Source organism: Streptomyces sp. NBC_00390 (genome assembly GCF_036057275.1).
Lineage (GTDB): Bacteria > Actinomycetota > Actinomycetes > Streptomycetales > Streptomycetaceae > Streptomyces.
This window is the reverse complement of record NZ_CP107945.1, coordinates 7,734,529-7,755,691: the sequence shown is the minus strand read 5'-3', so window position 1 is coordinate 7,755,691 and position 21,163 is coordinate 7,734,529. Positions and strand designations below refer to the sequence as shown.

Here is a 21,163-nt window from a genome sequence, read left to right as displayed (position 1 = left end):
GGGTTCACTCTTCTTTGAGCCTAGGCAGAAAATAGATGAATGCCTATGATTCGAGGTGGGGGCGGTGAGAAACTCGGCCATCGAAAGGGCGCCTCATGGACGAGCACGGTGCACTGGGTCCGGCAACGCCGCCACTGCGAGACACCAGCGCGGTGGTCGAGCGCATCACCGCGCGCCTGTGCGCACGGTACGGGCACGCGTTCTCCCGGCAGACCGTCGAGGAATATGTGGACGACTGCATGCTGCTGCTGAGATGCCGCTCGCGGGTGGGTATGCACGTCCCCGTTCTGATCGAACGCTTCGCCGACCAGAGGCTGGGAGCTCTGGCCAAGGCATCCGGGCTGAGCGCGAAGCCCGTCCCGGAGGTGCTGTTCGTCTGCACCGAGAACGCCGGCCGGTCTCAGCTCGCCGCGGCCCTGATGCGCCGACGGGCAGCAACTGCGGTGTCGGTGCGCTCAGCGGGATCCGCGCCCGGAGTCGGCATCTCACCCATCGTGCGGACCCTGCTGTCCGAGCAAGGACTGGATGTGGGGGCCGAGTTCCCGAAGCCCATCACTCCCGAAGTCGTGGCGGCCGCCGACGTCGTCGTCACACTCGGCTGCGGTGACGCCTGTCCAGTGCTGCCCGGCCGCCGGTATCTGAACTGGGAAATACCGGATCTGTCCGGCCTGGATCTGGAGAGTGCTCGCGCGGTTCGCGACACGTTGGCCGGACGTATCAGTGACCTGGTGCAGGAATTGGTCGAGGAGCGGTCGGCTGCCTGAGGCGGGTCAGGCAGCAATCAACGCGGCGGCCTCACGGCTCGGTGCACGGACCGAGGATCACAGGGGAGCCGGGTCGACGGGCAGATCCCTGCACGGTCGCGGCTTGCATTCCAGGCGGTACCCCATGCCACGGATCGCGTCGATGGTGCAGCAGCTGCTCGGTACTTCCCGAAGCTTGTTGCGGATCCGACGCACGTGGACGGTGAGGGTGTTGCTGTCCAGGCGCTCGGTCCCCCAGAGGGCCTGGGTGAGTTCGCTTCGGGAGACAACCCGGTTGGCGTGCTCCATGAGGTACCGGAGCAGCATGAATTCACGCACCGGCAATTGCACGGGGCGTCCGCGTACGTAGACATGAAGACCGGCCGGATCGAGCTCGATGTCACCGACCACGAGTGGGTCGGCCGGCCCTTCGCCCGCAGGGCGGCCGACTGTGAGAATCGGCAGGATTTCCTCGGCCCGGTACGGACGTGCCACGAATGCCACGGCTCCCGCTTCGATGGCCGCGGTCGCCTCGGCCGCCCCGTCACTGCCGGCGCCCACGATCACCGGCACGGGATGCAGTTTGGCGATCAGCGCGGTGACCTGGGCGGCACCGACCACCGGAAGGGGCGCGCCCAGAAGGACCACTCGGGGGTGATGGGCCCCGACCTGCAGCAGGGCTTCCGCACCGTCGTGGCAGACGATTGCGGTCACGCCCGCAGCAGAGCAGCGCGCGACCAGATGCTTGGCCAGCGTGCTGTCGGGTTCGGCCAGCAGCAGGTCAGGCGCGTGGATCACTTCTGGCTCGCCGGCGCTGTGCTGGACTGCACTCGACGGCGGGCGGCGTGCCTCGGGTGTCACCCGGTGTACTCCCCTACGTGAAGGCGCAAAGGGCGGCGGTCGTCGGACGGTTCCGGTCAGCCGAAGCGACCGGAGATGTAGTCCTCGGTGCGCTGGTCCGAGGGGTTGCTGAAGATGAGTGAGGTCTCGTCGTACTCGACGAGGCGGCCGTGCCGTTCGCCCTTGTCGTCGACATCGGCGGTGAAGAAGGCGGTGCGGTGGGACACGCGGGCTGCCTGCTGCATGTTGTGCGTGACGACGATGATCGTGAACTCCTGGGACAGGTGCTCCATCAGGTCCTCGATCTTCGCGGTGGCGATCGGGTCCAGGGCCGAGCAAGGCTCGTCCATGAGGATCACCTCGGGCTTGACCGCGATGGTGCGGGCGATGCACAGGCGCTGCTGCTGACCACCCGACAGCGCGAGCGCGGAGGTCTTGAGCTTGTCCTTCACCTCGTCCCACAGGGCCGCGTGCGTCAGCGTTTCCTCGACGAGGTCGTCCAGGTTGCCCTTGAAGCCACCAACTCGGGGGCCGTACGCGATGTTGTCGTAGATCGACTTCGGGAACGGGTTGGGCTTCTGGAAGACCATGCCGATGCGGCGCCGGACCTCGATCGGGTCGACCTCGCGGCCGTAGAGGTCTTCGTTGTGGTAGCGGACCTTGCCCACGACGCGGGCAGTGGGCACCAGGTCGTTCATGCGGTTGAAGCAGCGCAGCACGGTGGACTTGCCGCAGCCTGACGGCCCGATCATCGCGGTGATCTGGCGGTGGCCGATGTTCATGTTGACGTCGCGTACGGCCTCGTGGTCGCCGTAGAAGACCGACAGACCACCGATCTCGAAGACCGGGGATGCCAGCGGAGGGGCGGCACGGAAGGAGACGTCGGGAGTCCTCGTTCCGCCGGCGGCGTCGGAGGGAGGGGTCATGGCGGTCTCCTGCACAGAGTCAGCGGTCGGTTCGGAGGGTTCGGTCTTGGGGGTCACTGCGTTCACCAGCGACGGGAGAAGTGGTTGCGCAGCCAGATCGCGAGCGAGTTCATCGCCAGCAGGATCACGAGCAGGATCACGATCGCGGCGGAGGCCAGGGCGGTGAATTCTGCGCGTGACTGGCTGATCCAGTTGAAGATCTGGATCGGCAGAACGGTGAACTGACTCTGGACCCCGGTCGGGTTGAACGTGATGAAGGTCAGCCCGCCGAGCAGCAGCAGCGGCGCGGCCTCACCGATCGCTCGCGACAGAGCAAGGATCGATCCGGTCGCCATGCCGGGCACGGCTGCCGGGAGCACCTGGCGCCAGATGGTCTGCCACTGAGTGGCGCCCAGCGCCAGCGATGCCTGCCGAATCGACTGCGGTACGGCACGGATGGCCTCCCGGGACGAGATGATCACCACGGGCAGCACGAGTAGCGACAGTGTCAGAGAGGCGGTCAGCACCGTCTGGCCGAAGCCCAGACCGCGTGAGATCACCCCCAGGCCCAGGATGCCGTAGACGATCGAGGGGACCGCCGCCAGGTTCTGGATGTTGATCTCGATCGCGCGGTTCCACCACCTGTTCGGGTCGGCGTACTCCTCGAGGTAGATCGCGGTGAGGACGCCGGTGGGCAGGCAGTAGAGAGCGGTGAAGGTGATGACCCAGATCGTGCCCATGATTGCCGACTGGGCGCCGGCGTTCGAGGGGTCGATGATGTCGGGGAAGTTGGTCCAGATCCGCGGATCCAGGCGGGGCCATCCCTCGACGATGACGTAGATGAGCAGGCCGGCGAGGAACACTACGCCGATGGCCAGGGACGCCCAGAGGCTGAGCTGGAAGAACCGCTCGCGCAGCGGGGTGCCGCGTCCCTTGAGCCGCGGCAGCTCGGGGGCGTCCATCGGGCTGAGGGTGTCGGTGCTCATTCGTACACCTCGCGGTACTTGCGCACCAGGCGGATGCTGATCAGGTTCATCACCAGGGTGAGGACGAAGAGCAGCAGGCCGACGGCGAAGATCGTCTGGTAGCCGGTGGAGCCGGTGGGCAGGTCGCCGATACCGGCTGCCGCGATGAACGCGGTCATGGTCTGCATGCCTTCGAGCGGGTTGAAGGACAGGTTGGGTCGACCGCCGGCGGCGATGGCGACGATCATGGTCTCGCCCAGCGCGCGGGAGATGCCGAGCACGATGGCGGCGACGATGCCGGACAGGGCAGCAGGGAACACGACTCTGGTCGAGACCTGCATGCGCGAAGAGCCGAGAGCGAACGCGCCGTCGCGCAGGGCTCGCGGCACGGCGTTCATCGAGTCCTCGGCGAGCGAGGCGATCGTCGGGATGATCATGATGCCCATGACGAAGCCCGCGGACAGCGCGTTGAAGACCTGCGGTCCGTCACCAGCCGGCCAGATGTCCTGCAGCAGCGGAGTGATGGCCTTCAGTGCGAAGAAGCCGTAGACCACGGTGGGAATGCCCGCGAGGACTTCGAGTATCGGCTTGAAGAAGCTGCGTACGCGGTGGTTGGCGTACTCGCTCAGATAGATGGCCGCGCCGAGGCCGAGCGGGACGGCGACGAGCAGGGCGATGAGCGTGACCATCAGGGTGCCCGTGACCAGCGGAATGACACCGAAGTGGGGCGGCTTGAACAGCGGCGCCCAGTTGGTGCCGGTGATGAAGTCGCCGAAGCTCACCTTGGAGAAGAACTCGCCGGCCGGAGGGATCAGGGCGACCACGATGCCGACGGTGGTCAGCACCGAGACGAGGGAAGCGGCCACCAGGAGCACCTTGATGAGCTTCTCGCCATAGCGCGGCTGGGACCGCTTCAGGAAGCCGGGGCTTCCCGAAGCGGCCCGCCGCCCGGATGCACGGGAGGTCATGACTTGTGCTGCTCCCGCAGCGTCTCGAGGTCCTTCTTCAGCTCGGTCTCCTGCTGGGGGTTGAGCGGAACGAAGAGGGACTTCTTGGCGATGTCGGCGTTGTTCTCGACGTAGTACTCGACGAACGCCTCGACTTCCTTCTTCTCCAGCGAGGTGGCCTTGGGGTAGATGAACAGCGGGCGGGACAGCGGCTTGTAGGAGCCGTTCTGGACGGTCTGCTGGGTGGGCTCGACGCAGCCGTCGCCGCCGTCGACCTTGAGGACCTTGAGCTTGTCCTTGTTCTCCTCGTAGTACGAGAGACCGAAGTAGCCCATGCCTCCCTTGGAGCCGGAGACGCCCTGGACGGTGACGTTGTCGTCCTCGCTGGGCGAGTAGTCGGTGCGGGAGGCGCCCTCTTCACCGTTGATGGCGTCAGTGAAGTAGTCGAACGTGCCCGAGTCGGTGCCCGCGCCGAAGAGCTCCAGCTTCACGTCCGGGAACTTGGGGTCGACCTGCTTCCAGCTGGTGACCTTGGAGTCGGGCTCCCAGATCTTCTTCAGCTGCTCGACCGTGAGGCACTCGGCGAAGTCGTTGTCCTTGCTCACCACGACGGACAGACCGTCGTTGGCGACCTGGAACTCCTCGTACTTGATGCCCTTCTTCTCGCAGGCAGCCTTCTCCTCGTCCTTGATCGGACGCGATGCGTCGGAGATGTCGGTCTCGCCGTTGCAGAACTTCTCGAAGCCACCCCCGGTACCGGAGGTTCCGACCGTCACCTTGACGTCGGCGTTCTGCTGCTGGAAGAGCTGGGCGGCCGCCGTCGACAGCGGCGCCACCGTGCTGGAGCCGTCGACCTTGATCGTGCCGGACAGCTTGTCACCACCGCCACCCTGCGAGCCTGCGTCGGCGCCGCCGCATGCGCTGGCAGCGAGCATCACCGCGGCCGTCAGGGCCACGGGAGCCGTGACCCGGCGCAACGAAGTGGGAATGTTCACGTGACTCTCGTTCCTCGTGAAGTGCCGGATTCCCGGCCGTCTGGATGAAGGCGCAACGCGCTCCGTCGGACCCTTGGATCGAAGCTCGCCTATGTGAACACGCGGTGCACGAAGGACTGCTCGCCAATGAACTATAGGCATTCATCTATATAGGAGGATCTTGTTTCAAGATGTCCAGGAAGACGCCTGAGCTGCAGAAACGCTCGGGCGTCAACACCAGTGTCGGCCGATGCCGACTCTGCGGCGACACGGAAGGCGGGAAGCGGGCGGGCGAGTCGCTGCGGCAGATGCCGGGCACTGTTCGATCGGAGTTCACCGTTCGGCCGCCTGTGAATGGGCGGAAGCCCCATACCGTCACGCATCGACGGTTGCCTATGTATCGGTGACCGGAATCCGACATCCCCCGAATGCGTGGAGACGAACGTGCCTGATCAGCCCGGTGACCTTGGCCGACCTGCCGACCTCCCCCTCCTCCCGAGCCACAACACCGCACGTTCGGCACTCACGTGCCGTTACCGATGCGGCGACGCGTGCTCGCACGCAGCGCCCAACCGCTCGCTCAACACGTACTTCGGCGACGTCGTCCATCAGGCACTTTCCCGAAGAGGCACGCTCAAGGGTGCGGCCGTCATCGCCCTTGCCACCGGCACCGCCGCCGCTCCGCCCGTGGCTGTCGCCGTCCCCACCGCCGGTTCACGCGCCGCGTCGTCGCCCTGCCCGCCCCGCGGCCTGGACTTCGAGACGGTCGCTGCGAACACCGCCGATACCGTCACCGTGCCCGAAGGCTTCGCCCAGCAGGTCGTGATCCGCTGGGGCGACCCGCTGCTGGCCGGCGCACCCCGCTTCGACGCCCGCCGCCAGAGCGCCGCCGCACAGGCCAAGCAGTTCGGTTACAACTGCAACTACATGGCGCTTCTCGATCTGCACGGCCGGGACCGGCAGCTCCTGGTGGTCAACCACGAGTACACCAACGAAGAGATCATGTTCTACGGGTACGACCCGGCGAACCCCACCCGTGAGCAGGTCGAGATCGCCTGGGCCGCCCATGGCCTCACGGTCGTTGCCGTCCGCACCGACCGTCGCTCGGGGCGGCTGTGGCCGGTCGTCGGCGACGTCCGCAACCGCCGGATCACCGCCACCACGCCGATCGCGTTCACCGGTCCGGCGGCGGGCAGCGACCTGCTCAAGACGAGCGCCGACCCGGACGGACGCACCGTCCTCGGCACGCTCAACAACTGCGGTGGCGGCGTGACCCCGTGGGGCACCCGTGCTGTCAGGCGAAGAGAACTTCAACCAGTACTTCGCCAATGCCGCCGCCGTCACCGACCCGGTCGGGAAGCAGCGCCTCGCGCGGTACGGCATGCCCCCCGGCGCGAGCCAGCGCAAGTGGGAACGCTTCGATTCCCGCTTCGATGTGGGCAAGGAGCCGAACGAGCCCAACCGCCACGGCTGGATCGTGGAGCTCGACCCGTACGACCCCGACTCCACCCCGCGCAAGCGCACTGCGCTCGGCCGCTTCAAGCACGAGGCCGCCGAGCCTCGCCTGACGCGTGACGGCCGGGTCGCCCTCTACATGGGCGACGACGAGCGATTCGACTACCTCTACAAGTACGTCTCCACCCAGGCCTACAGGAAAGGCAGGAGCCTCTCGGCACGGGAGCACAACATGCGTCTCCTCGACGAGGGAACGCTGTACGTCGCCAGGTTCAGCGGCGACAGCCCGGCCGCCGAGATCGACGGCACCGGCACTCTGCCCGCCGACGGCGCCTTCGACGGCAGTGGCGAATGGATACCGCTGGCCACCGGCAAGAAGTCCCACGTCCCCGGCATGAGTGCAGAGGAGGTCTACGTCTTCACCCGCCTGGCCGCCGACAAGGTCGGCGCCACCAAGATGGACCGCCCCGAAGACGTCGAGCCCCACCCGCACACCGGTCGCCTCTACGTCGCGCTCACCAACAACAAGGACCGCGGTGCAGCCGGCAAGGCCGGCCCCGACGAGGCCAACCCGCGCACCGGCAACAAGCACGGCCACATCCTGGAGCTTGACGAGCACCGCTCGGACGCCGCGGCCGCCTCCTTCAACTGGCGCCTGATGCTTATCTGCGGCGACCCGGAAGACCCCTCGACGTACTTCGCCGGGTACGACAAGCAGGACGTGAGCGCCATCTCCTGCCCTGACAACATCGCCTTCGACGAGCACGGCAACCTCTGGCTCGCCACCGACGGAAACGCCCTCGGCTCCAACGACGGCCTCTTCGTCGTCCCGGTCAAAGGCCCCCACCGCGGTCACGTCAAGCAGTTCCTGACCGTGCCCAAGGCCGCCGAGACCTGTGGCCCGATCATCACCGACGACCGCATCCTCATCGCCGCCCAGCACCCGGGCGAGGCCGACGGAGCCACCGCCGACAACCCGGCCTCCGTCTGGCCCGACGGACCGGGCCATCTGCCGCGCCCGTCGGTCGTCAGCGTCTGGGCCGAGAAGCACCACCGTCACTGATCGGCTCGGTGCGTCAGCCACCTGATGACGTACGCCGCGTCCCTGCCCACACCTGCAGGAGCGCGGAAGCGTTGTTGTGCCGGGTCGCGCCGCCGGGAGGTCATGACTTGAGCTGGAGCTTGAGGTTCTCGAAGTCCTTCTTCAGCTCGGCTTCCTGCAGGTTGTTGAGCGGAACGAAGAGGGCCTTCCTGGCGATGTCGACGTGGCTCACGACGTAGAACTCGACGAACGCCTTGACCTCCTTCTTCTCCAGCGAGGCCGCCTTGGGATAGATGAACAGCGGGCGGGACAGCGGCTTGTACGTGCCGTCCTGGACCGTGGCCTGGGTGGGCTCGACGCAGCCGTCGCCGCCGTCGATCTTCAGGAGCCTCAGGTTGTCCTTGTTCTCCTCGTAGTACGACAGGCCGAGGTAGCCCATGCCTTCCTTGGAGCCGGAGACGCCCTGGACGGTGACGTTGTCGTCTTCGCTGGGCGAGTAGTCGGTGCGGGAGGCGCCCTCTTCACCGTTGATCGCCTGGGTGAAGTAGTCGAAGGTGCCCGAGTCGGTGCCCGCGCCGAAGAGGTCCAGCTTCAGGTCCGGGAACTTGGGGTCGACCTGCTTCCAGTTGGTGACCTTGGATCCCGGCTCCCAGATCTTCTTCAGCTGCTCGACCGTGAGGCACTCGGCGAAGTCGTTGTCCTTGCTCACCACGACCGACAGACCGTCGTTGGCGACCTGGAACTCCTCGAAGGCGACGCCGTTCCTCTCGCAGGCGGCCTTCTCCTCGTCCTTGATCGGACGCGATGCGTCGGAGATGTCGGTCTCGCCGTTGCAGAACTTCTCGAAGCCACCCCCGGTACCGGAGGTGCCCACCGTGGCCTTCACTCCGGGGTTCCGCTGCTCGAAGAGCTGCGCCGCGACCGTGGAGAGCGGCGCCACCGTGCTGGAGCCGTCGACCTTGATCGTGCCGGACAGCTTGTCGCCGCTGTTCACGTTCGAGCCCGCGTCGGTGCCGCATGCACTAACTGGCAGCAGCGCAGCCGCTGCCAGGGCCAGCAGAGCCTTGGCCCGTCGCAAGGAAGGGAGGCCCACGTGATCCTCGATCCTGGTGTGCGCTGGCGTACCAGCGCTGCGGAAGTGGTGCGCCGGGCGGGATGTACGTAGCGTTGGCCTATATAGATAAGCCCCGTTTCAAGACCAGCATGCCGGAAGGCGGTGGATGCCGCGAAAGTTCGAGCGGTGGTCCGCTGTGCTTGAAGCGGGAATCCCTGGCCAGCAGCTGGCCGTCCCAGCAACCACCTGCTGGGAGGCTGGGCACAAGGGCGACGCGACGATGGCGGCCGGCCCAGAGCTCACCCAGATCAGCAATGTCTGAACGATGGTCGCGATAACGCGGAGCAGCTCGGAGGGTGTTCGTGCTCAGCTGCCGGCCCTTACATAACTGCGATGCGCGGGGGCGCGCCGGGCGCTCGGAGTCACAGTTCTCGGAAAAGCCGTTCGACCCGGGCGAGAAGTTTCTGTCCAGGGCCTGTTGTGGTGAGCGGGCGGGTGCGTTCGATGATCGTGAAGCCGACCATGCGCTCGATCCTGCTGAGGTTGCGCCCGAGGTGCCGCGCCAGGAGGGCTCGTTCAGCCGCCGCCAGGCTGGGCATGCCCAGAAGCGCGGGGATCAAGCGGAGCGCGTCCATCCGCTTTTCGCTACCAGGATGCGGTGGAGGTCGGGAGGCAGCGGTTGGGGAAGTGAGGCGACCTCAGGCGGAAGGGGCCGGTGAAGTCCGTCCAAGCGGGGATAGCCCATAGACCACATGCCCGCCCGTCGTCGCGGACGCGTACTTGCCCGAGTGATGGGTCATCCCGTGCACCGACCGGACATCTCGCCACGGCTTCGACTCCGTGAAGTCCGCCAACCGCAGCTGCCGGACCGGCACTTCACGTACCGAAGCGTTCTCGTACCGGATCGACGCCGTGGGTCTCTTGCCTGTACGGCGCGCGCTGCCCGCGCTCTGTACTGCCACGCCGTCAACCGTGCGAGGAACGAGCAACGCATCCTTAGCGGAGATCGAAAAAGCCTCGAAGGGGATCGCTACTGAACGTAGTCATTGTCAACGAGATCACGGACTTACTAATTCGCTGCTAATGATTCGCCTTCATTGCTAACGAAGTCTCGGATCCTAGAGCCACGGGGCCTCTGCGTGCCGCCTCGGGCGGGTGAGCGAGGATGGGGCCGCAGGTCCACCAGCCAGGAGGAAGACACCATGGCCCCCGACGACTCCGTACTGCTGCGCACCGAGGGCCGGGCCGGGTACATCACGCTCAACCGGCCGCGGGCGCTGAACGCGCTCACCCATGACATGGTCCGGGCCCTCCACACGGCGCTTGCCGCGTGGGAGCGGGACGACGCGATCGGTGTCGTGGTGATCTCGGGGGCCGGCGAACGCGGGCTGTGCGCGGGCGGGGACATCCGCGCGATCCATGACGACGCACGCTCCCAAGGGCGTGAGTCCGTCGCGTTCTGGCGGGACGAGTACCGGCTCAACGCCCGTATCGCGCGCTTTCCGAAACCGTATGTGGCCTTCATGGACGGCATCGTGATGGGCGGCGGCGTGGGCGTCTCCGCGCACGGGAGCGTGCGTGTGGTCACCGAGCGGTCCCGGATCGCCATGCCGGAGACCGCCATCGGGTTGGTCCCGGACGTCGGTGGCACGCATCTGCTGGCGCGGGCCCCCGGCGGGCTGGGCACGCATCTGGCGCTCACCGGCAACGCGGTCGGTGCGGGTGACGCCCTGCTGCTGGGGCTCGCGGACCACTGTGTGCCCTCGGGCCGGCTGCCGGGACTGGCCGTGTCACTCGCGTCCGGGGACGTGACGGCGGCGGTACGGGATGCGGCGGTTCCCGCCCTGGAGGGTGAACTGGCGGCCCATCGCGAGTGGATCGACCACTGCTACGCGGCCGACTCCGTGGAGGAGATCCTCGAACGGCTGATGGCCTGCGGCGAGAGGGCGGCGAAGGAGACCGCGGAGACGATCCTGACCCGGTCGCCCACCGCGCTGAAGGTCACCCTCGCCGCGATGCGCCGGGCCCGGTCCCTGGGCTCCCTCGAAGCTGTCCTGGACCAGGAGTTCCGTGTGTCGTGTGCGGGCCTGTCCGCCCCGGACCTGGTGGAGGGCATCCGCGCCCAGGTCATCGACAAGGACCGTGAGCCGCGCTGGTCGCCCGCGGAGCTCTCACAGGTGTCCGCGGCGGACGTGGCGGCGCACTTCGCACCGCTGGGGAACGAGGAACTGGGCCTGGCGGACTGAGTGCGGGCCCGCTGCCGCGGGCGGGACGACGCAGGGACCGGCCGCGCCCGAGCCGGGAGTGTTCCCGGTGCCGCTGCGGAGCGGGCGGACACCGGCGTCGCCCCGCCTCCGTTCGGCTCCGGCTCCCGTCCAGGGCTGCGAGGCGACCCCCATCAGCGCCGGGCGCGCAGCAGCAGCAGCGCCGTGTCGTCGCTGCGGTCGGACGAACGCGCGCTGTCGCCGAGCAGGCAGTCCGCCAGGTCCTCGATCGGACGGTCCGCCTCCAGGGCGAGGCGCCCCGCCAGTTCCGCGAGCGCGTCCTCGATGTCGACGCCCGGCCTCTCGATCAGGCCGTCCGTGTACAGGACGAGTACGGAGCCGGGGCCCAAAGGCACCGCCGTCGTGGGGTAGACCGCCGACGGATCGATGCCGAGCAGCGGGCCGCCGGCGAGGTCGAGGATGTGGACACCGCCCCCAGGGTCACGCAGCAGCGGCTGCGGGTGTCCGGCCCGGGCCAGCAGCACACGGTGGTCCTCCAGGTCCAGGTGCAGGTAGACGCAGCTGGCCAGCAGGTCCGCGTCCAGGTCGATCAGCAGCCGGTTGGTGCTCGACATGACCTTGCCCGGCGGCTGACCGACGGCCGTGTAGGCGCGCACCGCTGTGCGCACCTGTCCCATGAGCCCGGCGGCGGCGACATTGTGCCCCTGTACGTCTCCGATGACGGCGGCGGCGTCGGTGTGCACCACCCCGCCCAGCACGTCTCCGTTCGCCGTGGTCCGTATGACGTCGTAGAAGTCGCCGCCGATGTCCATGCCCTGGGTTCCGGGCAGGTAGCGGGCGGCGACCTCCAGTCCGGACAGCCGCGGCAGGCTGTGCGGCAGCAGCGCGGACTGCAGGCCGTGGGCCAGCTTGTACTTGGCGTCGTACAGTCGCGCCCGTTCCAGCGCCTGGGCGATCAGGCCGCCGACGCCGGTCAGCACCGCGCGCTCGTCGGGAGCGAACGGGTGCAGTTGGGCGTAGCCGAGTACGCAGGTGCCGACGGGCCGTCCGGAGGCGATCAGCGGCAGATACGCCCACGCCGCCATGCCGTCCGGGGTCGCGGACCGGGTGGGAAAGAGGCGCTCCAGTTGTTCGCGGGACTCGAAGAACGACGGCACGCCGGTCACCAGGGTCCGCGCTCCGGGCGTCGGGGCGTCCAGGGACATGCCGTCGAAACGGTTGACGATCGCGGGGTCGTCGTACCCGCGGTGCCCCAGCACCCGCAGCCGTCCGCCGTCGGGGGCCAGCAGGACCAGGGCCTGGCTGCCGACGGCGGGCATGATCTCGTCCGCGACATGCTCGATCACATCCGACACCCCGACGGCCTCGGTCAGCGCGCTGGCCAGGTTGAGCAGGTGGGAGATGGCCACGAGCCGGGTGGGGCGGTTCATGGCGCCGTCGGCCGGGACCTCCTGGATCGTGCCGGAAGCGGGCGTGATCTGGACGCTGATGCCGCTGCGGCTGGGGTGGAAGCGGAACATCAGCCATTCCTGGGGCGGGCGCACGGCCACGAACGACGTGGCTTCCTGGCTGAGCAGGGCCGCGCGATAGCGGTCCTCGTAGACGGGGTCGTTCAGCCAGGGCAGGCTGTTCCACAGCTGTGCGCCGAGCAGGTCGGCGACGGACACGCCGAGCAGGCCGGCCGCGGCGGTGTTGGCGAAGGTCACCCGCCCGTTCACGTCGAGCGCGCACATGCCGTCGGGCAGCCGCGCGACCATCTGCACGGCTTCGGCGGCGCCGCTCGTGCCGGTCACCGGCGCCGTGCCGACGAAGTCGACCTCGGGGAGGACCGGACGCCCTTTCTCCGCGGCCCGCTCCAGCCTCAGTGCGAGCCGGTCGCAGGCCGCCTTGAGACGGGCGCGGTCGGCAGCCGAGATGTCCGGTGCGTGCGAGCCCGGCCAGGTGACGAAGACGGCTCCGTACACCGTGTCCGGCGTCGCCACAGGGACCGCGGCCAGCGCGAAGGGATAGGGCAGGACGACGGCGATCCGGGGGTAGCGGCTCGCCATGTCCTCCTCGCCGGAGATCCAGATCAGCCGCCGTTCGCGCACGGCGTCGGCGACCGGGAGCGGCGAGGTGAGCGAGACCCGTTCCCAGGGCGCCGCGAAGGTACGCGGCAGCCCGGCCATGACGGCCATCTCGAGCGTCTGCTCGTCCTCGGACAGCAGATAGACGGCGCCCGAGTGGGCCCGGACGTCATCCATCATCGAGGCCAGGGCCAGGGACAGCACGGGGTGGGCGTCCTCGCCTCCCTGCTCGGGCGGTGCGGTGCCGGAGGCGAGCCGATCGGACACGGGGACCACCTCCTGCGCAATGCTCACGCTCCAGGCTGCCCGCTGGCACGGTTTCGCGCACGGCGAGGCTGCGGGAAGGCGGTCCGCGGGGGGCTGCGTGCCGGACGGGCCGGTACGCAGCGCCCCGGACCGGCTACGCCACCCGGCCGGCGGCGACGGCCACGACGGGGACCTCGGTGCGCCGGGTGATCCCGGCCACCGTGACCGCGAGGGTGATCCGGCCCTCCCGCAGGGCGGTGAGGCGGCCGGTCACCGGGTCGAACGTGGCCGCGTGCCGGGGGCGGGCGTCCTTCGCACGGCCGATGTGGAGATTCGGGGACCCGGTCCAGTCGACACTCATCGGGAAGGCGGCCGGGACCCGGCGCGGTCCCTGCTGCACCGTCGCCCGCACATCGTCCGCGTCACCCGGCCGCAGCAGCGCGGGGGCCGCCAGGTCGAGGGCGTCGGTGTGGGCGCGGGTCTGGACGGACAGCCAGTCGGGCCGCCCGGTCCACGGCGGGAGGCGGGCCGCCGCCTGCTCGGCCCGCGAGAGCGTGTCGACGCCGACGAGTGACCAGCCGGTGAAGCCGCCCTGGTCCGCCGGGCCCGCGGGGGTCTTCCCGGTGTTGCCGTTGATCAGGTACGGCACCCCTTCCACGTGCGCGGCGTGGAAGACGCCGACATGGCTGCCGATGAGCCCTGCGCCCTTGCCCGTCGTACGACGGAACCGGGCAAGCCAGTCCTCCACGAGCGCGGCCTCCTTCCGGTCGCTGAGCTGACTGCCCTTCTGCACGGTCGGGTCGCGTGGCGGCACGTGCTCGATGACCATCACCGAACCGACGGCGGGATCCTTCGCCGCCGCGTCCAACTGCGCCCGCAGGGCCCTGATCTGGGCGAAGCCGCCGCCGCGCAGACTCAGGCTGGAGGTGTCGAGGGTGATGAAACGGGTGCCGCGGTGGTCGAAGACCCGGTGTGCGGGGCCGAATTCGGCGATGAAATGGTCGATCTTCCCGCCCATCACCTCGTGGTTGCCCGGCACGTAGTACCAGGGCAGTTCGTCGACGAGCTCCTCGGTGAGGATGCGGCGGGCAAAGGCGAGGTCGGCCGGGGAGCCCTCGTCGACGAGGTCGCCGTTGATGACGAGGAAGTCGGGCCGCGCCGCCTTGATCTCGCGCAGGGTCCGGCGGGTCTGCTGGACGAGGGGACTGCCCGGATCTCGGGCGACGAACTGCGCGTCGGACATCACCGCGAACCGCCAGTCGCGGCCTTGGGTGACCGCGGCGGGGTCGATCAGCGGATCGGTGACGCGCGGCGGGTCGGGCAGGTCGACCGGGGGCGGCACCTGCGCGCTCAGGCGGTCGATCACGATGCGGCCGGTGTACTGCCGGGCCGGACCGGTCTCGGCGAGATAGAACCGGTGGACGCTGAGCGGGGTCGCGGCCGCCGGCGGTACGGCGAAGGTGATCTGCCGCCAGCCGGTCCAGGTGACGTACGGTCCGCGCAGCAACTGGTCGGAGCCGGCGGCGTCCTTGAGGTGCAAGGTGGGCCAGGCACCCTTGCCGTCGCCGTTGATCCAGAGCGTGAAGGACTGCGGCCGGCCGGGTACGGCGATGGCCTGCGGCGGGTTGAGATAGGCGGCCCGGGTCGCGGTGGACTGTGTGAAGTCGTAGGTGAGTTCCAGGCCGGTGCCGCTGTGTCCGAGCGGGGTGGGCAAGGCGCTGCCGCTCGCGCGGGCCTGGCTGAATGTCCAGGCCGCGGCGTCGTCGAAGTCGGTGACGCTCTGTTCGGCGAGGCCGGTGCTGACGGCGAGCGCGGTGGTGACGCCGGCGACGGTGGCGGTGATCCTTCCGGCGCCGCTGCCGGTGCGCGAGCTGACGGCGAAGGAGCCTCGGCCGTCGTCGTGGACGTCGAAGAGGGTGCGGTCGTAGTCGAGTCGTACGTCGCGGGGCTCCACCGGGGCGCTGTTGCCCTGTGCGTCGAGTCCGAGGACGCCGAACGTACCGGTGGACGAGGCGTCGGCGAGGCCCACGCGCAGGGTGGTCGGCTCGATCCGGGCGAGCCTGCCGAGCACGGTCAGGCCGATGTCGCCGTGCACGCCGGCGTGTTCGGCCCGTACGGAGGCCGTGCCGCTGCGCAGTGCGCGGAAGACGCCTGTGCTGTCGACGCGTCCGGTGTCGGGCCGCAGGGAGCGCCAGCGCGGCGTGCCGGCCGCGGGGCCGTAGGTCTCGTCGTATCCGGCGGCCGTCAGGGTGCGGGTCAGTCCTGGGAACACCCGCTCGGGGTGGCCGCCGCGGACCGGGTCGGCGGTGGGTGCGGTGGCGGCGGGGACGGCCGCCTGCACCCAGTAGCCGCGCAGCTGTCCGCTGCCGTCGGGGGCGGTCAGGGCGAGGCCGTTGGGGACGGTGCGTTCGCTGCCGTCGGAGGGGCTGTTCTCCACCTGGAGGGTGTCGGTGCCCGGCCCGCGGGCGACGAGGGTGGACGATCCGCCGCCGTCGAGGTTGAGCGCGCTGTGTGCGCCGGTGTCCTTCATCATCCGGCCGAGCTGGGTCAGGGTGACGCCGCCGCTGTCGGCCTGGCGGCCGTCTATCGTGATCAGCTGCATCGCGCGGCCGTCCTTGGAGAAGCCGACGGCGGTGCGCGGGGCGGGGGTGTTGTTGCCCGCACCGTCGTGGTTCTGTGCCACTCCGTCGACGACGAGGAGTTCCCGGCCGCCGACGGCGGTCCGTGGGACGGGTCCGCTGCCGGTACGGGGCCGGTACGCCAGTTGCACCGGGTCGCCGGGCCGCAGTGCCGTCAGCAGGGACGCCCCGGCCTCACGGCCGACCAGCACGGTGGTGCCGGCGGGGATCGGTCCGCTGCCCGGACGGTCCCTGACCTCGGCCACCTTCCCGTCGCGTACGACCGCCTCCGCGACCGGGGCCGCGGCGTCCACCGTCAGAGCGCGGTCGGCCTCGCCCCAGGCGGCGGTGTATGCGCCGACCGATCCGGCCGGAACGTTCGCGGCGTTGTACGCGGCGAGCCCGTGCTCGCCGGAGGGCAGCGTCAGCGTGCCCTCGAAGTAGAGCTCCAGGATGCGTCCCACGCCGCCGGGACCGATGCCGACGGCCCGGTGGGCGCCCGGCGCGGGCGAGTGGGTGACCTGGCCGTCCCTGATACCGGTCCCCAGGGGTGCGCCGGTCTCGTTGATGTCGAAGAAGTCCGCGTTGACGGCGGCGACGGTGCGCCGGCCCGGGCCCGGCTCGTGCCGGGCGGCGAGTTCGGAGACGCTGCGCCGGTCGGCGACCTTCCCGGAGGAGAGGTAGTCGGCCTGGATGCCGCTGCTCTCGCCGAGGTCGACGGAGAGGGCGTCGACGCGCAGCCACTTGTCGGCCTCGAGCCGGTCGTAGGAGGTGAGTTCGACACCGGGGGCGATCGGCCGGGTGCTGCGAGCGGTCTCGATGCCGCTCTCGTCGGCGACGGCGGTGTCTGCGCCTGCTGCCGAGTGCGCGGGCGGCGGTGCCACGGGACGCAGCATCTCGGCGGTGGGGCGGGGCGGGGGGACGGGGACGGCGGGGGTGGCGGCGCCCGCCACCAGTGCGGACAGGGTCGCGCCCAGCACGACGAGGTGTCTTGCTCTGCTGCCAGGGCCCACAACTTCTCCAGGAGCAAGGATGGTTGAGCATGCAGTAAGCGCTGTCGGCGCTCAGCATCGCGGGGCCGGGACATACGCACCAGAGGGCAAAGGGTCACAGTGGGGGAATGCTCGGACATCTTCGCGTGACCGGACGTACCGACGCGACGTCACCACGCCTGCCTGCGCGAGGTGTCGGGGGCCGGCGGCATCGCGGTGGGCGCGTGCCGGTGCGTTCACGACACCGCACCAAGCACAGGTTCTCCGCCCGCGGGGCACGGGAGCGGGCGGCGAAAGAAATCTGTAACAATTCACGATGCGAGACGATTTCACGTGGACATTGACGTGGCCGGATATCGCTGACATTCTCAGCGGTGTGAGTCAAGCTGACATTCTCGTATCGCGCCTGCACGTCGATCTCCGACGGCTCGCCAGCGCACTGTGTGCCGCCGGCCGCTGAAACACGCGCAGCTGAACTCCCTTTCCCTGTCCGGAACCAGGTCCTCTCCCGCCTCCCGGCCCCTGCGCCGGGGGCAACAGCCGGTCTGAGACCTGCCGCCAGGGGCCACTGCCCCAAGGCCGCGGCCACGGTTCGCGACCGCGGACCCACGGCGGGATTCCCGGAGCATCACCCCGGCTGATTCCTCATGCCACGGGCATGCATCTCATTTCAGCTGTTCCGCATTTCTCATTTCCTCTTTCGCCGACCCATTTCCCTGGACGGGCCTTCTTTTCCTGACACCGTCCCAGGCACCTTCGCGTACCCCGAAACGGAATGACTGATGACCTCCATCCTGGCTCTCTCCGGAAGCCCGTCCGTGAACTCGCGCACCGAACTGCTGGTCGAGCAGGCCCTGGGGCGGCTGGCCGTCACCGGCTTCGACGCCGGCCATTTTCGAGTGCGTGAACTGCCCGCCGCAGAGCTGCTGTCCGGCCGGACCGACCACCCAGCTCTGCGCTCGGCCGCCGAGCAGGTGGCCGCCGCGGACGCTCTGATCGTGGCGACGCCCGTCTACAAGGCCTCGTACACCGGGCTGCTGAAGGCCTTCCTCGATCTGCTGCCGCAGTCCGGCCTGGCCGGAAAGACCGTGCTGCCGCTGGTCACCGGCGGCAGCCTCGCCCATGTCCTCACCATCGACTACGCCCTGCGTCCCGTGCTGTCGGCCCTCGGCGCCCGGCATGTCGTGGCCGGGTCCTTCTTCCTCGACAGCCATGTCGAACGGCTCACGGACGGCGGAGCGCAGCTGCGCCCGGAGGCCGCCCTGCGCCTGTTCGACGTCGTCGACGAGTTCATCCACGCCCTGCCCGTCCCGTCCGCCGGTGCGGCGACGTCCGCCTCCCGTGCCCTGTGAAGGAATCCCCCGTGCACACCACATCCCGACGTACCTTCCTCGCCCTGACCGGACTCTCCGCCCTGGCGGTCGCCGGCTGCGGCACGGCGAGCGGCAGCGGCGTACGCAACACCAGAACGCTGCGCTACCAAGGCTCGGCCGGAGCGGTCAGCCCCGCCGAACTCGCCGCGGCCCTCGGCCATCTGGAGGACCTGGAACTCAAGTGGGTCGGCAACACGATCAGCGGCCCGCAGGACATCCAGTCCGCGGCCTCCGGTCAGACCGACTTCGGCGGCGCGTTCAACGGCGCCGTCGTCAAACTCGCTGCCGGCAAGGCCCCCATCAAGGCGGTGGTCAGCTACTACGGCGCCGACAAGCACGCCTTCAACGGCTTCTACGTCACCGAGGACAGCCCCATACGCTCCCCGCGCGACCTGCTCGGCAAAAAGGTCGGTATGAACACCCTCGGCGCGCACCACGAGGCGATGCTCGACATCTATCTGAAAAACCACGGCCTGAGCCGGGCCGAGTCCGGACGCGTCGAGCGGATCGTCGTCCCGCCCGTCAACACCGAACAGTCGCTGCGCCGCGGCCAGATCGAGGTGGGCGTCCTCGGCGGCATCCTGCGCGACAAGGCTCTGGAGACCGGCGGCCTGCGCAAGCTGTTCAGCGACTACGACCTGCGGGGAGCCTTCAGCGCCGGCAGCTATGTGTTCACCAAGCGCTTCATCGAGCAGAACCCCGAGACCGTCGGCATCTTCGTGACAGGCGTCGGCAAGGCCCTGGACTGGTCACGCACCACCCCGCGCGACGAGGTCGTGGCCAAGTTGACCGAGATCGTCGGCAAGCGCGGCCGAAACGAGAGCGCAGAGCCGCTCAAGTACTGGCGCTCCTACGGCGTCTCGGCTCCCGGCGGCCGTATCGCCGCGCAGGAACTGACCGTCTGGAACGACTGGCTGTCCGACCGTGGGGACATCAAGGCCGGACAGGTCGACGTCGACCAGCTCTACACCAACGAGTTCAACGCCGCCGCCACGAAGGGGCGGTGACACATGACCGCGAAAATCAGCTTCCGGGGCATCTCGAAGGCCTTCCCCGTCAAGGGCGGGCACCCGGACGTCACGGCGCTGGACGGCATCGATCTCGACATCGCCGCCGGGGAGTTCACCGTGATCGTCGGTCCGAGCGGCTGCGGCAAATCGACGCTGCTCGATCTGCTCGGCGGTCTGTCCCGGCCCACCAGCGGCGAGATCCTGCTGGACGGCGAGCCGGTGACCGGTCCGGGTCTGGACCGGGGCATCGTCTTCCAGCAGTACGCGCTCCTGCCGTGGCGCACGGCCCTGGGAAATGTGGAGTTCGGCCTGGAGGCCACCGGTGTGCCGCGCCGCGAACGGGCCGGCCGTGCCAGGGACTATCTGGCGCTGGTGGGGCTGAGCGGCTTCGAGGACCGTCATCCGCATGAGCTGTCCGGCGGGATGCGCCAGCGGGTAGCGATCGCCCGCAGCCTCGCCTACGACCCCGATGTCCTGCTGATGGACGAGCCGTTCGCGGCGCTGGACGCCCAGACCCGCGAGTCGTTGCAGGACGAGCTGCTGCGGATCTGGCAGCGCACCGGCAAGACGATCGTCTTCATCACGCACGGCATCGACGAGGCGGTACGGCTCGGTCAGCGGGTCGCCGTGCTCACCTCGCGGCCCGGCCGCATCAAGGAGATCGTGCCGATCGGTCTCGGTGCCCGTGCGGCCGACGACGATCCGCGCTCCAGCCCCGAGTTCGCGCACCACCGCCGTCAGATCTGGAGCCTGTTGCGCGACGAGGTCACCCGCGCGCAGCAACAGGAGAGGGAGGCCGCAGCGCCATGAGCATCATCACCGAGAAGACGGCCCGGCCGGCCGTCGGTGCGATCGGCGCGGACCCCGGCACCGACGCCGTGCCGGCCGTGCCCGCCGCCCCCGCCCAAGTGCCCAGGGCGCCGTCCCTCCTGCGCCGCGCCGGCCGGGCCATGGTGGGCGTCTTCACCCGCACCGTGGCGGTCCTGACGCTGATCGCCGTGTGGGAGGCGGCGCCACGGCTCGGTCTGGTCGACCGGACCTTCCTGCCGCCCTTCTCCGAAGTGGCCGTCGCCTGGTGGCAGTTGTTGCGGGACGGGCAGCTCGGCGAGCACACCTGGGCCAGTCTGGGCCGCTCGTTCACGGGATTCGGACTGGCCGTCGCCTTCGCGGTGCCGCTGGGCCTGCTGATCGGCTGGTACCGGCCGCTCGCGGACTTCCTCGAGCCGCTGCTGGAGGTCTTCCGCAACACGGCGGCGCTCGCGCTGCTGCCGGTGTTCGTCCTGCTGCTGGGCATCGGCGAGACCTCGAAGGTCTCCATCGTGCTGTACGCCTGCACCTGGCCGATCCTGCTGAACACCATCAGCGCCGTGCGCACGGTCGATCCGACGCTGCTCCGGCTCGCCCGGTCGATGGATCTACCGGCCCCGAGGATCTTCCAGAAGGTGATCCTGCCCGCGTCCGTGCCGACCGTGTTCACCGGCATCCGGCTGGCCGGCGCCGGGGCGATCCTGGTGCTGGTCGCCGCCGAGATGGTCGGCGCGAAGGCCGGGCTCGGCTATCTGGTCAACGCCTCGCAGTTCAATTTCGCGATCCCCGAGATGTACGCCGGGATCATCACCATCTCCGCCATCGGCGTCGCCTTCAACCAGCTGCTCGTGGCGATCGAGCGCCGTTTCACGTCCTGGCGCACCCCTACCGGAAACTGAGG

The 21,163-nt window shown here is 69.2% G+C and carries 16 protein-coding genes and 1 pseudogene; 8 read left to right on the top strand and 9 right to left on the bottom strand.

Annotated elements, in window-relative coordinates; genetic code table 11:
• The first annotated feature begins 95 nt into the window (after positions 1 to 95).
• Positions 96 to 764 carry an arsenate-mycothiol transferase ArsC gene (locus tag OHS70_RS34440; RefSeq protein WP_328404089.1) on the top strand — a complete coding sequence of 223 codons (669 nt, stop codon included), beginning with the start codon at positions 96 to 98 and terminating at the stop codon, positions 762 to 764.
• A gap of 57 nt (positions 765 to 821) precedes the next feature.
• Here OHS70_RS34440 and OHS70_RS34435 read toward each other — a convergent pair whose 3' ends face one another.
• The 5 genes from OHS70_RS34435 to OHS70_RS34415 form a co-directional block, all read right to left on the bottom strand.
• Entirely contained in the window at positions 822 to 1,541 is a 720-nt protein-coding gene (locus OHS70_RS34435) for a response regulator transcription factor (RefSeq protein WP_328404087.1), read from the bottom strand.
• 119 nt (positions 1,542 to 1,660) lie between these two features.
• Positions 1,661 to 2,509: a phosphate ABC transporter ATP-binding protein PstB gene (gene pstB, locus OHS70_RS34430; RefSeq protein WP_328404086.1), complete on the bottom strand. Its 849-nt coding sequence runs from the start codon at positions 2,507 to 2,509 to the stop codon at positions 1,661 to 1,663.
• A 62-nt stretch (positions 2,510 to 2,571) separates the two neighbouring features.
• Entirely contained in the window at positions 2,572 to 3,474 is a 903-nt protein-coding gene (pstA, locus tag OHS70_RS34425) for a phosphate ABC transporter permease PstA (protein ID WP_328404084.1), read from the bottom strand.
• A complete protein-coding gene (gene pstC / locus OHS70_RS34420; protein WP_328404082.1) occupies positions 3,471 to 4,421 on the bottom strand; it encodes a phosphate ABC transporter permease subunit PstC in 951 nt (316 codons plus the stop codon). The genes pstA and pstC overlap by 4 nt, the downstream gene beginning before the upstream one ends.
• Positions 4,418 to 5,395, bottom strand: coding sequence for a PstS family phosphate ABC transporter substrate-binding protein (locus tag OHS70_RS34415; RefSeq protein WP_328404080.1), 978 nt, complete (start codon positions 5,393 to 5,395; stop codon positions 4,418 to 4,420). Before OHS70_RS34415 ends, pstC begins: the two co-directional genes overlap by 4 nt.
• Before the next feature lie 423 nt (positions 5,396 to 5,818).
• On the opposite strand from OHS70_RS34415, the pseudogene OHS70_RS34410 reads away from it, so the two are divergent.
• A pseudogene (locus OHS70_RS34410) lies at positions 5,819 to 7,892 on the top strand (PhoX family protein).
• 100 nt (positions 7,893 to 7,992) lie between these two features.
• Here the strand turns inward: OHS70_RS34410 and OHS70_RS34405 are convergent.
• Both OHS70_RS34405 and OHS70_RS34400 read right to left on the bottom strand, forming a co-directional pair.
• Positions 7,993 to 8,964, bottom strand: a complete 972-nt coding sequence (locus tag OHS70_RS34405) for a PstS family phosphate ABC transporter substrate-binding protein (RefSeq protein ID WP_328404078.1) — start codon at positions 8,962 to 8,964, stop codon at positions 7,993 to 7,995.
• A gap of 383 nt (positions 8,965 to 9,347) precedes the next feature.
• The gene (locus OHS70_RS34400; RefSeq protein WP_328404076.1) at positions 9,348 to 9,560 is read right to left on the bottom strand and encodes a hypothetical protein; all 213 of its coding nucleotides are present in this window, start codon (positions 9,558 to 9,560) and stop codon (positions 9,348 to 9,350) included.
• A 567-nt stretch (positions 9,561 to 10,127) separates the two neighbouring features.
• Between OHS70_RS34400 and OHS70_RS34395 the strand changes: the two genes are divergently transcribed.
• Positions 10,128 to 11,171 (top strand): enoyl-CoA hydratase/isomerase family protein, encoded by a 1,044-nt coding sequence (locus tag OHS70_RS34395; protein WP_328404074.1) that lies wholly within the window; start codon positions 10,128 to 10,130, stop codon positions 11,169 to 11,171.
• Positions 11,172 to 11,323: 152 nt separating this feature from the next.
• Here the strand turns inward: OHS70_RS34395 and OHS70_RS34390 are convergent, their stop codons facing one another.
• Complete coding sequence (locus tag OHS70_RS34390) at positions 11,324 to 13,492, bottom strand: SpoIIE family protein phosphatase (RefSeq protein WP_443062776.1); 2,169 nt, start codon at positions 13,490 to 13,492, stop codon at positions 11,324 to 11,326.
• A gap of 124 nt (positions 13,493 to 13,616) precedes the next feature.
• Positions 13,617 to 17,057: a phosphodiester glycosidase family protein gene (locus tag OHS70_RS34385; RefSeq protein ID WP_443062775.1), complete on the bottom strand. Its 3,441-nt coding sequence runs from the start codon at positions 17,055 to 17,057 to the stop codon at positions 13,617 to 13,619.
• 331 nt (positions 17,058 to 17,388) lie between these two features.
• Here OHS70_RS34385 and OHS70_RS39195 point away from each other — a divergent pair, with 331 nt between their 5' ends.
• The 5 genes from OHS70_RS39195 to OHS70_RS34365 all read left to right on the top strand — a co-directional run bounded on the left by OHS70_RS39195 (position 17,389) and on the right by OHS70_RS34365 (position 21,161).
• The gene (locus tag OHS70_RS39195; protein WP_356911217.1) at positions 17,389 to 17,532 is read left to right on the top strand and encodes a putative leader peptide; all 144 of its coding nucleotides are present in this window, start codon (positions 17,389 to 17,391) and stop codon (positions 17,530 to 17,532) included.
• A gap of 322 nt (positions 17,533 to 17,854) precedes the next feature.
• Positions 17,855 to 18,424, top strand: a complete 570-nt coding sequence (gene ssuE, locus OHS70_RS34380) for an NADPH-dependent FMN reductase (protein ID WP_328404072.1) — start codon at positions 17,855 to 17,857, stop codon at positions 18,422 to 18,424.
• Between the two features lie 11 nt (positions 18,425 to 18,435).
• Positions 18,436 to 19,452 (top strand): ABC transporter substrate-binding protein, encoded by a 1,017-nt coding sequence (locus OHS70_RS34375; protein ID WP_328404070.1) that lies wholly within the window; start codon positions 18,436 to 18,438, stop codon positions 19,450 to 19,452.
• A gap of 3 nt (positions 19,453 to 19,455) precedes the next feature.
• Positions 19,456 to 20,265 carry an ABC transporter ATP-binding protein gene (locus OHS70_RS34370; protein WP_328404068.1) on the top strand — a complete coding sequence of 270 codons (810 nt, stop codon included), beginning with the start codon at positions 19,456 to 19,458 and terminating at the stop codon, positions 20,263 to 20,265.
• A complete protein-coding gene (locus OHS70_RS34365) occupies positions 20,262 to 21,161 on the top strand; it encodes an ABC transporter permease (RefSeq protein ID WP_328404066.1) in 900 nt (299 codons plus the stop codon). The genes OHS70_RS34370 and OHS70_RS34365 overlap by 4 nt, the downstream gene beginning before the upstream one ends.
• Positions 21,162 to 21,163 lie beyond the last annotated feature (2 nt).

Bases quoted from the DNA above. Each gene is read 5' to 3' on its own strand.
- OHS70_RS39195 (WP_356911217.1), top strand. From the start codon at position 17,389: ATGCGAGACGATTTCACGTGGACATTGACGTGGCCGGATATCGCTGAC.
- ssuE (WP_328404072.1), top strand. From the start codon at position 17,855: ATGACCTCCATCCTGGCTCTCTCCGGAAGCCCGTCCGTGAACTCGCGC.
- OHS70_RS34395 (WP_328404074.1), top strand. From the start codon at position 10,128: ATGGCCCCCGACGACTCCGTACTGCTGCGCACCGAGGGCCGGGCCGGG.
- pstA (WP_328404084.1), bottom strand. From the start codon at position 3,474: ATGAGCACCGACACCCTCAGCCCGATGGACGCCCCCGAGCTGCCGCGG.
- OHS70_RS34365 (WP_328404066.1), top strand. From the start codon at position 20,262: ATGAGCATCATCACCGAGAAGACGGCCCGGCCGGCCGTCGGTGCGATC.
- pstC (WP_328404082.1), bottom strand. From the start codon at position 4,421: ATGACCTCCCGTGCATCCGGGCGGCGGGCCGCTTCGGGAAGCCCCGGC.
- pstB (WP_328404086.1), bottom strand. From the start codon at position 2,509: ATGACCCCTCCCTCCGACGCCGCCGGCGGAACGAGGACTCCCGACGTC.
- OHS70_RS34400 (WP_328404076.1), bottom strand. From the start codon at position 9,560: ATGGACGCGCTCCGCTTGATCCCCGCGCTTCTGGGCATGCCCAGCCTG.
- OHS70_RS34370 (WP_328404068.1), top strand. From the start codon at position 19,456: ATGACCGCGAAAATCAGCTTCCGGGGCATCTCGAAGGCCTTCCCCGTC.
- OHS70_RS34440 (WP_328404089.1), top strand. From the start codon at position 96: ATGGACGAGCACGGTGCACTGGGTCCGGCAACGCCGCCACTGCGAGAC.